We start from the raw sequence: 13972 nt of genomic DNA, 5'->3' as shown, positions 1-13972 counted from the left end.
TCAGCCCTGCGGCACATCGATGTCGGAGTCGGTCAGTGCGCCGGCACCGGGGGCGCCGTCGCGGAGCGCGCGGACCGCCGCGAGGTTGGCGGCGGCGTCCCGGGTGACCGGGTGGGCGCGGCCGAGGTAACCCAGGGCGGTCCCGTGCGCCTCCTCCTGCGTCGTCAACGCGGCGTCCAGGTCGCCGCGTGCGGCCAGGTGGCCGGCCTGGGCTGTCGTCGCCGCCAGCGTCCACGGGTGCGCGTCGCCGAGCTTCGCCCGCAGGGGGCGCAGGCCGCTCTCGCCGGACGAGACGGCCTGGTCGAACTCCCCCAGGCCCCGCTGGAACAGGCCGAGGTTGACCGAACAGACCGCGGTGAAGGGGTGCTCCGACGCCAGCTTCCGCAGGTAGCCGCGCAGACAACGGGTGGCGTGCTTCACGGCGATCCCGGCGTCGCCGGCCCGGTAGTAGTCGGCCGCGAGGCTGAGCAGGCTGCCGCGGGTGAGCGGGTGGTCCTCGCCGAGGTTCTGGACATAGCCGCGGTACGTCTCCGCGCTGCGCTTCTTCGCCGAGATGGCCAGGCCGAGGCGGCGCTCGGTGACGGCGAGGCTGCGGTTGACCCGCAACTCGTCGAGCAGGCTGCCGGTGGGCAGCTCATGGATCCGCGCCAGCGCCTCGCGCAGGGTGGCAAGCGACCTGTCGTACTCGCCGACCTCCCGCTCGCACGTGCCGACCTGGCACGACGCCCGCCAGGTCCGCGGGTCCTCCGGGCCGAAGAGCAGCATCCGGCGATCGCGTTCCTGACGGGCCAGCCGCAGGGCCTCCCGGGCGTCACCGGTGAGCAGGAACGAGATGCCGAGGTTGTTCACCGCCATCCGGGTGTTCGGGTGGTCGTCGCCGACCAGGGAGCGAAAACCCTCGAAGGTGGCCTGGTCCTCGACCAGGGCGTCTTCGAAACGGCCGAGGCCGCGCAGGTCGCCGCCGCGACCTCGGCCGGCGACCAGGGTACGGAAGTGGCGCAGGCCGTAGCGGCGGCGCTGCTCGCTCAGGACCAGCTCGTCGAGCCGCAACGCCTCCTGGTATTCGCCGAGCGCCCGGTTCAGGTTCGCGGTCTGGACGAACAGCCGCATGGTCAACTGGTCGAGTTCCTCGCCGCCGTCCCACCGCTTGCAGGTCGCCGAGGCCAACCGCAGCGCCGAGCGCCAGGCGTCGCTGTCGTTGGACAGGTAGAGGTGACGGATCTGCTTGACGACCCAGTGCCGGACCTGCCGGTCGTCGGACTCGAGCGCGCCGCAGGGGACGAGGTGCTGCTGCAACTCGTCGAAGACGCCTGCGTAGCGGCTGTCGTCCGCCTCCGGGTCCGTCGGGGCGTAGCCGGCGAGGCCCCGCAGGACCTGCCGGTGCCGCTCGCCCCGCTCCGGCTCCGGCATGGCACCCCGCAGCAGCACCTGGATGGCGCGGTGCATCCGCAGCGCCGACGCGTGCCCCCAGTCCACGTCGTAGAGCGCGAAGCGGGTGCCCACGGTGAGGACGAGGTCCACCTCGCCGGCGTCGAGCAGCAACTCGTCCGCGTCCCTGCCGGAGGCGGCGGCGAGCTGGGTGAGCATCGAGGTGGACCGCAGCAGCGGAAGCCCGATGCCCTCCGGGGAGAGGAAGGCGCTCAGCTCGGCGAACCGGATGGCCAGCTCCCCGAAGGGGGTGGCCCGCAGTGCGGCAAGCGTGATCCGCAGGACCCGGGCCACGCTCGAGGTGTGCGAGCCGGGGATGCTCTCCCCCAGCTCCTCCTCGGACTGCCGTTCCAGCGCGGCCAGCAGCTCGCGGACACTCTGGCTCACCGCCTCCAGGCTGGGCACCCCGCCGCGCTCCAACGCCAGGGTGCGCTGCCGCATCCAGGCCGTCGCGAGGCGCAGGGCCAGCGGCAGGTGCTCCAGCGCCACGGCGATCGAGCGGGCGTCCTCGGTGCTGATACCGAGGACCCGGCGCAGCATGGCCACGCTCTCGTCGCCGGTCAGGGCGGCGACCTCCAGCGGGGAGGGCAGCCCGGAGGAGCCGTCGTCCCGCGACGTGATCAGGACGTGCCCCACGCCGTCGCGCGGCAGAAAGTCTCTCAACACGTCCGCGTCGTCAGCGTTGTCGTAGATCAGCAGCCAGCGCGGGAAAGCGCCGTCGGGCGCGGCGAGCGCCTTCAACGCCGCCTCGGCCGCCCCGGTGCTGTCCACCGCCTTGATCTCGTCGGCGAGCGCGCCGAGGCCGTTCTGCACGGTCTCCCGGTCCTGCGCCGGGATCCACCAGACCACGTCGTAGTCGTACGCGAACCGGTGGGCGAACTCGCGGGCCAGTTCGCTCTTGCCGACCCCCGCGCCGCCGGTGAGGGTCACCGGGCCGTCCTCGCTGGTCAGGTGATCGCGCACCCTTTCCAGATAGTCGTCGCGGCCCACGAACGAGGGGTTGCGGGGAGGAACGTTCACGCGCACCCGCCGGCCGCGGTCCCCCGGGAAGCGCGGCACGTTGCGCCGGTCGCCGACGGGTGGCGCGGGGGCGATCAGACCCAGTTGGCTCAGCAGCAACGACTGCGCCCGGACGCCGTCGGCGCCGCGCAGGTCGACGACCTGTTCGGGGGCGAACGGCTCACGCCACGCCTCCCCCGCCACCAGGACACCGAGCATCTCCGCCGAGGCGTCGGCGGTGTCCGGACGCAGCCGGGACAGGCCCGTCTCGGCGAGATCCGGCGACAGAACCGCCAGCACCGTGGTGTCCGGGTCCACATCGGGCTGCTCGCCGGGGCGTACCGGCCGCAGGTGGGAGCGGATGCCGGTGCGGCGCAACTGCCCGGCGATCCAGTCCGCCCAGGGCCGGTCGACCGGGTCGTACGCCACTACCGTGTCGCCGAGGTTCTCCGCCGGCTCCAACTGGACCGCGTGCCGGTACCGCCGGCGGATCCGCGCCGGCACCGGGGCCGCCCTGGTGACCTCGCCCCCGGTGATCCACCCCGTGATCCGCTCGTACGCGCTCAGCGGGCTGTTCGGGTCGTCCGGATCGTCGGCGAGCACGGACAGCACGTCCTCGAACGTGTCGTAGTTGTGCGCCGGCACCTCCAGGATCCCCGTCGGCGCGGCCCCGCCGGCCGGCTCCTCCAGCAGCCAGGCGAAGGCCTGCCGGACGTAGTCCCGGGACCCTCCGTGCCCGGGGTCGGGAACCTCGTGCAGGGTCGGTGCGGCGAGCACCCGGATTCCGCCGGTGGCCCGCTGCTGCAACTCCTTGGCCAGGCTCGCCGCCTGCTGGACGGACACCCGACGAGGTGGCATGCAGACCACCGCGACGTCGCTGAGCACCGCGGTGTGGGTGATCCCCGGCGCGCTCAGGTCCACCGGGGCGTCGATGAGGACGTAGTCGTAGTCGGCCTGCTGGAGCAGGTGTCGGATCCCGATGGCGTCCCCGGTGGGCGGCCCGCCGGTGGTGGCGTCGAGACCGACCATGCTGAAGGTGGCGGTCGAGCCGGACACCGCGTACCGGTAGAGGGTGCCCTGCTCGGGCGGGACAGGCGTGATCACCGTCGACTGGGGCGCCGGCCGGGCGTCGGATGCGGGGGTGAGCACCGCGGCGAGGTCGTCGCCGAGCGTCCGGGCCGCCGGGACGGCGTCCACCTGGACCGGCCGCAGGAAGTCGTACACCCTCGGGGTCTTCGGGCACCAGTCGACGGCGAGCACCTTCTTGCCGCTGCCGGCGAGGATCCAGGCCACGTTGGCGACCGCGCTGCTGCGGCCGGTGTCGTCGGCGGGTGACACGAACGAGACGATCGTGGCGGCCCCCGTCAACCCATCCTTGTTGATCTTCATCGGTCTCCCCCGGCCCGGGCGGTGGTGCGGGTCGCCGGTGTCACCGCGGCGCCCGTGGGGTCAGTCTTTGCCATCGAGGGCGCTCTCGAAGGCTGCGTACTGGTCACCGGCGGCGGCGCGGCGGTCGAGTCGTCCCAGCGCGGCGACGAGGACGCCGTTCGGGATGGCGTCCAGCTCGGCAAGATCCAGCTCGGTCAGGTCGATCAACTCCGAGTGGAGGTCGTCCTCTCCGGTGTCCATCCCCGACCACCGCCTGTCTCCGTGTCGCACCGCACCGGTCGGCCCCACCGCCGGGCCAGACATTGACCGGTCGCCAGATCCGCTGAGTGTGCTCATGATAACCGTGCGCCGCCGCCCCGGCGGACACCCGGACGGCGGCCGGACCAGCTAGGACGGGTCCACCCCGACGCCGGCCGGTCAGCGGGGGGCACCCGGAACGTCACGTGTCGATGTATGCTCCACTTTGGTAGGTGGCCCGACCGGTGACCGACAGGACGGCGGAGCGTCTGATGCCCGGACCCGTTGGCGGCCACCCGCCCACACTCGGCACGGTGGCCCGTCCCGCGCCGCCGGGCCCCCCGGTTCCCTTCCGGCAGTTCGTGGTGAAGCTGCACAGCCGCTGCGACCTGGCCTGCGACCACTGCTACGTCTACACGATGGCCGACCAGCGATGGCGTTCCCGACCCCGGACGATGTCCGCCACGACGCTCGCGCGCACCGGTGAACGCATCGGCGAGCACGCCCGCCGGCACCAGCTACGCCAGGTCAGCGTCGTCCTGCACGGCGGTGAGCCGCTGCTGGCCGGGGTGGCCGGTGTCGAACGGGCCGTCGAGCTGCTGCGGCGCGGCGCCGCCCCGGTGCCCGTGCGGATGACCGTGCAGACCAACGGCGTCCGCCTCGACGACGCGTTCCTGCGCCTGTTCGACAGGCTCGACGTGGGGGTCAGCGTCAGCCTCGACGGGGACCGCACGGCTCACGACCGGCACCGGCGAGGCCCGGACGGCCGGGGCAGCCACGACCGGGTCGAGGCCGCGCTGCTGCGGCTGACCGGGTCGTACCGCCGGTTGTTCAACGGTCTGCTGTGCACCGTCGACCTGCGCAACGATCCGGTCGCCACGTACCGCAGTCTGCTGGCCCACCGGCCGCCGGTGGTGGACTTCCTGCTGCCGCACGGCACCTGGTCGACGCCGCCCGCCGGTCGCACCGCCGACGCGAGGCAGGTCCCGTACGCGGACTGGCTGAGCGCGGTCTTCGACGAGTGGTATTCCGACGGTGGACGATCGACAGGCGTCCGGCTGTTCGACGAGATCATCCAACTGCTGCTCGGCGGCTCCTCCCGCCTGTCCGGTGTGGGCATCAGCCCGGTCGCGGTGGCGGTGGTGGAGACCGACGGGGCCATCGAGATGGACGACACGCTCGGCGCCGCCCACGCCGGCGCCGGACGCACCGGCCTGCACGTCGACCGGGACGACTTCGACGCCGCCCTGGAGCAACCAGGTGTCCGGGCCCAGCAGGCCGGGGTGCCCGGGCTCTGCGCGCAGTGCCAGGCGTGCGACCTGCACCGGGTCTGCGGCGGCGGCCTCTACACCCACAGGTGGCGCGCCGGCAGCGGCTTCGACAACCCGTCGGTGTACTGCCCCGACCTGTACCGGCTCATCGGCCACATCCGCCGGACGCTGCGCCGGGACGTGGCGGCGCTGCGGGCGGTGTCCCGGTGACACCGGCCGGGCACCGGCTGCCCGGGGCCGTCCTGGACGCCCTCGCCACGGGCGGGGGCGGGCCGGGCGCCGTCGACCTGCTGCGCTCCGCCCAGCACAGCAAGAACCTGCTCCTGATCCGGGCGCTCGTCGTCCTCACCCACCGCGTGGACCATCCGGACCGGGCGGCTGTCGAGGCCGCGTACCGGCTGGTCGGTGGCCTGGACAGGAACCAGCGCGAGGCGGCGTGGGGCCATCCGCCGGTCGCCTCCTGGGCGTTCGGCACCGCGTCGCTGCTGAGCCGGGGCGAACGCGCCGCAGCGTACCCCGGTCTGCTCGCGGCGGTCGCCGCCGCCGCGGCGGTGCGGGCCCGCGCGGACGCCGACCTGGACGTGCCGCTCGACCCGGCCACGCCGGGCCGGCTGGACCTGCCCGGCCTCGGCACCCTGCGGGTCGACCCCACGGCGACCCGCGCCCACGTGCGCTGCGCCGGCGGGCGCGCGGAGGTGCGCTGCGCCGGGGAGCGGATCGAGATCGGGTACGACCACACGCCCGACCACCGCTGGCGGCCCTACCCGGAGCTGCGGGCCGCCCACGGCGGGCTCACGCTGCGGCTGCTGCTGGACACCGGCACGTGGCGGCACGTGCCGGTGGCGCTCGGGGTCGGCGCCCATCCGATCGCCGGTTCCGTCCGCGACCCCGGCCGCTGGCAGCACCGGCTGCGCGGGGCGTGGCACCTGCTCGTCGACGAGCACCGGGCGGTCGCCGAGGAGGTGTCGGTGGCGCTGCGGACGCTCGTGCCGCTCAACCCACCCCGGGCCGGGGTACGCAGCGGCACGTTCCACCACGGCTTCGGCGCGGTGGCGCTGTCCCTGCCACCGGACGCCCGCACGGCGGCGGTCGCCCTCGCCCACGAGATCCAACACCTGAAGCTGGCCGCGCTGACCGACCTGTTCCCGCTCGTGGAACCCGGCCCCGACGAGTCGTTCTACGCGCCGTGGCGGCCCGACCCCCGCCCCCTGGAAGGCCTCCTGCACGGCGCGTACGCCCACCTGGGGGTGGCCGGCTTCTGGCGCCGGCAACGGCTCGCCGAGCGCGACCGGCCGGCCCGCCAGCACGCCGAGGTCGAGTTCGTCAGGTGGACCCGGGCCGTCGGAGAGACAGTGCGGGTGCTGGCCGCGCAGCCCCGCCTGACCCCCGTCGGCAGGCGTCTCGTCGACGGCATGGCACCTGTCATCGACAGGTGGGCGCGGGAACCCGTGGAGCCCGACGCGGCGGCCGACGCCGCACGCCTGCTCGCCGCGCACCGCGCCCAGTGGGACCGGGAGCGGGCCGGCGCACGACAGGCGTGACAGCGAGGTTTGCCGATCTCCTCTACCCTGGGCGGCATGGGGGACGCCAACGAGCAGCCCAACCGGCGCGAATGCTTCGTCATCGCACCGATCGGCCCGGAGGGCTCCGAGATCCGCGAGCGCAGCGACCAGATCCTCGAATACGTCATCCGTCCGGTGGTCGAGGCCCGCGGATTCCGAGCGATCCGGGGTGACGAGATCGAACGCGCCGGCCTGATCACCTCACAGGTGCTCGACCGGATCATCCAGAACGACCTGGTCATCGCGGACCTCACCGACCAGAACGCGAACGTCTTCTACGAGCTGGCCGTGCGGCACGCACTGCGTAAACCGTTCGTGCAGCTCATGGCGAAGGACCAGCAGCTCCCCTTCGACGTACAGGGCATGCGCACGATCCTGGTCGACCACAGAAATCTGCGCAGCGTGCACACCGCCAAGGAGCAGCTGGGCCGCGCCATCGACTCGATAACCGACGACGCCGACATCGTCACCCCGATGTCGGTCGCCCTCACCCTGCAGGACCTGCGCGGCTCGTCGAGCCCACACGAGACCGGCCTGTCACAGATCATCGAGACGCTGCCGCAGATGATGGACATCCTCCAGGACCTGCAACGGCACATGGGCGGCAGCGCCCCCGTCGAACCCTCCGAGGCGGACGACCACCGACGGCTGCGCGGCCTCATCATGTCGCTTACCGACCGTGGGGTGGTGACCGAACAGGACCTCGTCGGCCTGCTCGGCGGGGCCAGCAGCAAGTTCGACAAGTGGGTCCAGCACCTCATCCAGCGCTCCAACGGCGCCGGCTAAGCGTCCCGGCCCGCCAGGGCGAGGCGTCCCTCCTGGTCGTGGCGAAGGCGGCCGTTGGCCGGTTGGCTGCGTCGCGGGGTCCGTACGTGCTCTACCCGGGGCGCTGCCGGCTACCGGCACCCGCCGGCTCGATCACCTGCCGAAACTCCTTCGGCAGCTGGGCCAGCGCGTCCTCGAACTCGTCCCGGGTAACAGCCTCACGCAACGTGGTGAGCACCGCGCTGACCCCGGGACCGACGAGCTCACGGTCGATCTCCGGGTGGTCCGCCACCCGCCGCACGAACTCGTCGAACCCGAACGGCTGGGCATGTTCCTCCCTTCTGTGCGGTGGCGGCTTGCGCAGGTGATCGTCAAGCCCGTCGGGAAGCTGATAGGCAAGGTCCTCAGCCTGACCGGCGCTGATCCGATCTGCCAACGTCTCCAACGTCGCGCGGGTGAGCGTCGCCGCCTGATCGATCGACACCTTCGCCCGTGTGGCCACTGCGTTGATGAAATCCTCGTATTCCACCTGATTCTCCTCTCGGGCCGGATCGTCGTCGAACCGCCTTACGAGCCCTGAGCTGAGTGGGCCGCGATCGCACACTTCACCTCTCGGGTGCCGAGCGAACTGGTACCTCGACAGCCTGCCGGGACGGAGGGTGACCCTGCCTCATCCTCATCGGGCGATTCACCAAGGCGCGCTACGGCGACATCATTGGTACGGGCGGCGAACTGTTGGCGAAGCTGCGCCAGAGCCGCTACGAAGTCACCCGCGACGACGAAATCTTCAAGGTGCTCGACGGCAGAGGCCTCAGCCAGCCCTCTGAGCCAGCGGTGGCCTCGCAGCAAGTTGCCGGAAAGGCATCGCAGGGCCAAGTAAGCGGCAGAGGCGACGGGCACAGTGGTCGGCGCGGAGCAGGCAGCGCCGACCGCAGGGCATCAGCGCATCGCAAGAAGACCCATCGGCATACGTTCTGGTCGTCCTCGGCCGAACGGTGAGCCCGCCCGGATCGCTCCGCGGCAGGACGAGCAGCCAGCGGCCGATCACCGGGGCATGCGCTGCGCGGCGGGCAGGTCGTTCGCGACCACCGGCAGATGGATGACTTACCATTAGATTAGTGCTGCACCGACTACTCGTGCCTCGCCAACTCCCCGTGGGGCAGAGCTTATCGGTACTGACGCTGTTGGCCGGAGAGGATCTCTGACCCCACCTCCGTTGGCAGCTCGACCACCTCGACTTCCAGCCCGAACCCACGCAGCGCCGCGGCAGCCCAGGAGCGCCCGGTCGTGAAGTGGTGGGCCGCCTCCGGGTCGGCGAGGCAGAGCACCAGGCGCGGCGGGCTCGGCAGCGACGAGGCCACGAACATCAGGGCGGAAGGCGTCGGCGAGCACCTTGTGCTTCTGGGCGGACTTCGGCGGCCCCTGGTGTGCCCACGCCTCGACGAGGACAGTCAGGTTCTCGTCCGCCCCGTCGACCTCGACCCGGGACCCGTCCTCCAGCACGAATCGTCGAGGGCTGAGCGCGCAGCCCAGCCGGACACCGAGCAACCCGAGCATGACGCTCTCGGCGTGCCGTTGCACAGCGCTGTCACCGGCGTTCGATGCCGGCCGAGTCTCCCTGCCGCACGATCGCCGCCGACGTTCCGCCCTCCCCGGGAGTTCGTTCACAATCTTGCCGCCATGGCGACGTATCTGCAGAGCCGACGGCCCTGCTCCAACCGGCGGCACGCCGGCTGCTTCGCGAGCACCGCAATGCCTGTTGACGTGTCTTAAACGGTCGGGGGCGCACTGACGGGAAGCCGTCAGAACAACCTCGGGATACGCCCTTCGTCAATCGTGGTGAGCTTGGCGGCTCCCTGTACCGGCAGGACGCCGCCGGCCGCCAGGTCTGCCACAGAGATCAGCCGACCGGCGCAGATGCGATCCAGTAGTTCCAGCTGCCGCGGTTCGACAGCCACGCAACCGCCGAGCACCGCGAGGATCTCCAGCAGCTCGTCGGTGAGGTCGCTGCTCCAGCGGTTCAGCTCCTCATCATCCAGCGGGGAGGAGCGACGTCGGTGGCGTTGGTTCGAGCACCGATAGTTGAACCAGTGCCGGACAACTCTCATCCCACCGACGTCGTACTCCCAGACCCGACGGTGAACGGGAGCGATGCGCCCGTTGCCGACCAACAACGTCTCGCTGTCCGCCTCCCAGGAGATGCTGTCGGGAAGGGCTCCCGGCTCGTCCGGTATCGCCGCCTGCACCCTTGGCGCCGCCTCGTCAACAAAGTCGCGGAACGAGATCCGGCGCTCGCCCAGGCTGATCTGCCCGAAGGTGTGCAGCCACAACACCTCGCGACCGACCGACACCGCCTCGGCCCAGTTGTCGGCATCCGCTGTCAGCGGCACCCGTACGCCGGGGTGCTGCAGCTCCTGCCGAAACCGCTCGGTGTAGCCGGGGTGGGCGGTGACTGCGGCGACGTAGGCCATCACATCGACGGCCGCCACCTCGGTACCGAGCATCTCGCCCAGCATCCCGCACAGCCCTGGTGCGATGTTCGGCCGCTCTGTCGAGGTGTCGCAGTAGAGCGGGAAGACCCGCCCGCTGCGTCCGTTGTAGTGATGCAGATCGGGTATCAGCTGGGTGAAGGTCACGCCCGGACCGCTGTCGATCGGCTGGCTGTTCTGCTCGGTCAGGTAGATCTGGTGCGGTGACCGGACTGCCCACAGCGGTGGTCGTGGCATCACCATGAGCCGGCTGTCCGGCAGCACCCACTGTCGGTCAAAGGAGCGGTAGGCGACCCTTACCGCCGTCGGTGCCGGGCCCGTCTCCGCAGCGAGCGGCCCGGCCTGTCCTGGTGTCCCGGGCAGCGGACGGACGACGGTGTCGAGCTTGCGGTCCCGGGACTCGGGCAGCATCCGTCGGCGCAGGCCCTCCCCAGCCTGGATGAATCTGCGCCAGCGGCGGCCAAGGGTTTCAGCGTCCGGGGAGTAGATCCAGGTACGCCCTGCCGTCACGCCGCGGGACGACTCCGGAAAGAGCTGCTTCAATCCCGGGTAGCGACCCCAATCGGTGTCGGATTCCGGCAGGAACGGCGCCCGCCAGTCCGCGCGACAACGCTGCCACCCCGGGTCGGGGAGGCACAGCTCCTGCAACCGCTGGAGTTTGTCCTCCCTCGCGCCGGTCAGTGCGAGGGTCCTGACGGTCGCCGGGGTCGTCCGGTCGCCCTGGCCGTAGCGAGCGAAAATTGCAACGCAGAGCTGCCGGCCGACGTCCGGACCGAAGAGGCGGGTGTGTTGCTGTGGTCGGTTCCCCTCAGGGGACAACTCGATGATCCATCCCTCGTCGCAGGTTCGTCGAAGGTACTCGCGCATGCCCTCGAAGGACTTGCCCTTGACGAAGCTCGACGGAGTCACGAAGGCCACGATCCCCTGCGGTTCCCCGGGGTGAGCCTCGAACGCCTTCCACAGCGCCCAGCGCCAGAAGCACCATGGCAGCCCGTAGAGGTCCGACTCGTAGCGGCCTCCGCCGGGCACCCGGAACTCGTCGAGCGAGGGTCGATCGGGACAGGTGCCTGGAAGAAGGGGCGCCTTCCGCCGCTCTTCGATCCACGGTGCTCGGCCTCGCGTGTTCTCCACGTGCGGAGGGTTGCCCACCACAACCATGACCGGCATCTCACGCTTGATACGGTTGGCCTCCAGGCGGGAGCGTTCGATGACCCGGTACGCCGCCCGCAGCCGGCCCTGCTGAGTATCGGGATCTTCCAGCGCGTCGGTGAGGAACCGGTACTCGGATGGGGGAAGTTCGGTGCGGAACTGCGCCTTCATCGCCTGATGCAGCCGAAGTTCGGTGACGGCGTAGGGCGCGGCCTGGATCTCGAAGCCAACGAGACGCTGTTGGAAGAACTGCCGCAATTGTGGTCCTCGCGCGCCCGCACCCTGCTTGGCGTCGATCGTCGCCGAGACCGCTCGTAACACCTCGACGAGGAAGGTTCCGGTACCCATCGCAGGATCGACGACAGTGACATCGTGGGCGGCGAACCCCCACGAGCGATCGAACCGGTCACGCAGAATCTCGTCCACAAAGTCGACGACCGCACCCGCGACGGGCTGCGGGGTGTAGAAGGATCCGCTGCGCCGCCGCAGCGTGGGGTCGTAGATGGACAGGAAACGCTCGTACAAGTCGGCGTGGATATCGCCCCGCCCGTTGTCGACGGTGCTCCAGTCCACACAACCGATGACCCGCAACAAGGTATCGATCATCCGAAGCTCGTAGGCGGCATCGTTGTCGGTCAGCACCGCCAAAGCCCGGCCCATGAGGGAGTGCTTCTTGCCGAGCAGCCGGGCGATCTCGTGCATCGGGGTCTCGTCGAAGACGATTCCGTCGATGCGGGCAAGGAGCAGTGCGAAGGTGACGGTCTGGGCGTAAGCGTCCGCGAAGCCGCCGTCATCCAGATCGGGAAACAGCAGGTCGCGCCAGTCATCGGCGAGCAGCGACAACTCCTCGTGGGCCAGATCACGGGTGGGGTCCGCGAGGATCGCACCAACCTCGTCGCGCAGCAGCCGACACAGCCCGGCGACGATCCGGATGAGCTGGGCCAGGGTTCGCGGCTGTTCGGGTTGCCACAGCAGAAACTCCTGGATGAGGGCTTCGAACTCGGGCCCATTCGCCCGCAGCGGGCGCCGACCGCCGGAGAGGTCGCCCTCCAGGTGAACAACCGAGCCAGCCAGTTCTCCGTAGGTGTATCTCGCCCAGGCAGTGCCGTCGGAGTAGAGGACGTTCGGTAGGGCCTTGAGCTTCTCCCACTGCAGGCGCTCACGTTTCGTGGGGCGACGCCAGGTCGAGGGGACCCCGTGCCCGTCAGCTTTCAGTTCGACGTACCCCACGCGAACTCCGCCGACGTCCACGGCGAAGTCGGGGCGCGCACGCACCACGTCGAGCCGGACCTCTCCGTAGGGAACGGCGTCGACTCCCAGGTGTTGGCCCATGCGACGAAGCAACTCTTCCAAAGGACTGCGTAACTGGTCCTCGGGGTCACCGCCTCGACCGGTTTTCTCCGCGACTCTGGCACCGAAGGCAGCTACTGCCTGGGCGGTGGGATCAGGCACCAGGCGTAGCTGACGCTCACTGGAAGGCGTATGACGGCGACGTGCGGGACTACCCATGAATCCCCCTGCAGCCGTGGGCTGGCCCTTCAGGATTACCGGCGCTTCACACCGAGCACATCCTGCAATCGATCGATAGCTTTACGTGATTGCAGCTCGTAGGATCGGTACCGCCTATGTCCTGACCGGCAGTGGGAGCGCGTTCGCAGGTATCGCGGGTTGGACCGGCTGTCAGCGACGCAAGCGGCGGAGCAGTCGCCGTCGTGGTAGGCGCGGAGCACACAGCGTCGACCGCCGGACATCAGCTGGTCGCAGAAGACCCGGTGGCGGAGGAACAGCTGATCCTCCTCGGACACCGTGGTTTCCCCGGGATCGGTCGTCGCCAGCACGGACATCCAGCGGCCGATGACCCGGGCCAGGCGCTGTGCGGCGGGCAAGAGCACCCGCAGCGGCGACATCGGCGGCGCGTGCGTTAAGGTCGCCGACAACCTGCCCGACATCGTCGCCGTACGCGACTCCAAGGATCCGGCCGGACCGGCACTCACCTTTCGCCCGACCGCTTGGTCCGCGGTGCCCGCAACAACACGCTGACTAGCTGAAGTTCTACGCCTCGGTGGCCACACAGACGTGGTGACGGCGCTTGCAGTCCGATGCACGGGACCAAACGGCGGGTGACTCGCGGACTGTTCTCACGCAAGACTCGTGCAGTGACTCATCCCGATCCCTATCAGCAGTGGCAGCCGGCGCAGACCGAACACCTACCGGTACCGGTTGCTCAGCAACATCCGGCTCCGGTCCCGACGCAGCCGCTGTACGTTGGACCGCAGGCGGTGCTCGTACCTCAGAAGTCTGCCGGTGCTGCCGTAGCCCTTGAACTGATCCTGGGCCTCTTCGGCATCTTCGGTGTGGGCAACCTGTATGCCGGTCGAACGGCCTCCGGAGTGCTCTTGATGCTGTCGTTCTGGGGGCTCTTCTGGATCAACTTCTTCCTCATCTTCGCCGTCGTCGGCATCGTGACGATGCCCCTGACCTGGATCGCATACCTGGTCCTGGGCCCCCTACTCGCGGCCGGGGGCGTCGAACAACGCCAGCGTTGTCGCCGGCACCCACGCAGCGATCACGCGCTCCTACTGAACTCGGCGCACCGAGCGTCGAGCGACAGGATCTGATCCATACAGCCTGGTGACACTGACCATCCACATGGGAAGTTGGTCGTTCACCCGTCAACTCTCCG

Annotated in this window: 10 protein-coding genes and 2 pseudogenes; 5 read left to right on the top strand and 7 right to left on the bottom strand. The window is 70.4% G+C overall.

The window, feature by feature from the left end; all coding sequences use genetic code 11:
* Positions 1-3816 carry an FxSxx-COOH system tetratricopeptide repeat protein gene (gene fxsT, locus ACZ6N8_RS29260; RefSeq protein WP_466014044.1) on the bottom strand — a complete coding sequence of 1272 codons (3816 nt, stop codon included), beginning with the start codon at positions 3814-3816 and terminating at the stop codon, positions 1-3.
* A gap of 60 nt (positions 3817-3876) precedes the next feature.
* The gene (gene fxsA / locus ACZ6N8_RS29255; RefSeq protein ID WP_466014042.1) at positions 3877-4056 is read right to left on the bottom strand and encodes an FxSxx-COOH cyclophane-containing RiPP peptide; all 180 of its coding nucleotides are present in this window, start codon (positions 4054-4056) and stop codon (positions 3877-3879) included.
* A gap of 269 nt (positions 4057-4325) precedes the next feature.
* Here fxsA and ACZ6N8_RS29250 point away from each other — a divergent pair, with 269 nt between their 5' ends.
* From ACZ6N8_RS29250 to ACZ6N8_RS29240, 3 genes are read left to right on the top strand one after another with little or no spacing between them, the layout of a single operon-like run.
* Complete coding sequence (locus ACZ6N8_RS29250) at positions 4326-5534, top strand: FxsB family cyclophane-forming radical SAM/SPASM peptide maturase (protein WP_466014040.1); 1209 nt, start codon at positions 4326-4328, stop codon at positions 5532-5534.
* A complete protein-coding gene (locus tag ACZ6N8_RS29245; RefSeq protein WP_466014038.1) occupies positions 5531-6865 on the top strand; it encodes an HEXXH motif domain-containing protein in 1335 nt (444 codons plus the stop codon). Before ACZ6N8_RS29250 ends, ACZ6N8_RS29245 begins: the two co-directional genes overlap by 4 nt.
* A 36-nt stretch (positions 6866-6901) precedes the next feature.
* Positions 6902-7672: a hypothetical protein gene (locus ACZ6N8_RS29240; protein WP_466014036.1), complete on the top strand. Its 771-nt coding sequence runs from the start codon at positions 6902-6904 to the stop codon at positions 7670-7672.
* Positions 7673-7763: 91 nt separating this feature from the next.
* Here ACZ6N8_RS29240 and ACZ6N8_RS29235 read toward each other — a convergent pair whose 3' ends face one another.
* The 5 genes and pseudogenes from ACZ6N8_RS29235 to ACZ6N8_RS29215 all read right to left on the bottom strand — a co-directional run.
* Positions 7764-8180: a DUF2267 domain-containing protein gene (locus ACZ6N8_RS29235; protein WP_466014034.1), complete on the bottom strand. Its 417-nt coding sequence runs from the start codon at positions 8178-8180 to the stop codon at positions 7764-7766.
* 357 nt (positions 8181-8537) lie between these two features.
* Positions 8538-8752: pseudogene (locus ACZ6N8_RS29230) on the bottom strand (hypothetical protein); the annotation flags it as partial.
* 65 nt (positions 8753-8817) lie between these two features.
* Positions 8818-9012 (bottom strand): hypothetical protein, encoded by a 195-nt coding sequence (locus ACZ6N8_RS29225; RefSeq protein WP_466014032.1) that lies wholly within the window; start codon positions 9010-9012, stop codon positions 8818-8820.
* A 441-nt stretch (positions 9013-9453) separates the two neighbouring features.
* Positions 9454-12741, bottom strand: a complete 3288-nt coding sequence (locus tag ACZ6N8_RS29220) for a type ISP restriction/modification enzyme (protein WP_466014030.1) — start codon at positions 12739-12741, stop codon at positions 9454-9456.
* 245 nt (positions 12742-12986) lie between these two features.
* Positions 12987-13196 (bottom strand): annotated as a pseudogene (locus tag ACZ6N8_RS29215) (hypothetical protein); the annotation flags it as partial.
* On the opposite strand from ACZ6N8_RS29215, the gene ACZ6N8_RS29210 reads away from it, so the two are divergent.
* Positions 13144-13329 carry a DUF397 domain-containing protein gene (locus tag ACZ6N8_RS29210; RefSeq protein ID WP_466014028.1) on the top strand — a complete coding sequence of 62 codons (186 nt, stop codon included), beginning with the start codon at positions 13144-13146 and terminating at the stop codon, positions 13327-13329. The pseudogene ACZ6N8_RS29215 and the gene ACZ6N8_RS29210 sit on opposite strands and share 53 nt — an antisense overlap.
* A gap of 116 nt (positions 13330-13445) precedes the next feature.
* Positions 13446-13907 carry a TM2 domain-containing protein gene (locus ACZ6N8_RS29205; RefSeq protein WP_466014026.1) on the top strand — a complete coding sequence of 154 codons (462 nt, stop codon included), beginning with the start codon at positions 13446-13448 and terminating at the stop codon, positions 13905-13907.
* Positions 13908-13972 lie beyond the last annotated feature (65 nt).

It is taken from the genome of Micromonospora sp. NPDC047521 (assembly GCF_055587305.1).
Note: the sequence above shows the minus strand (reverse complement) of the source record. Positions and strands in the feature narration are given on the sequence as shown.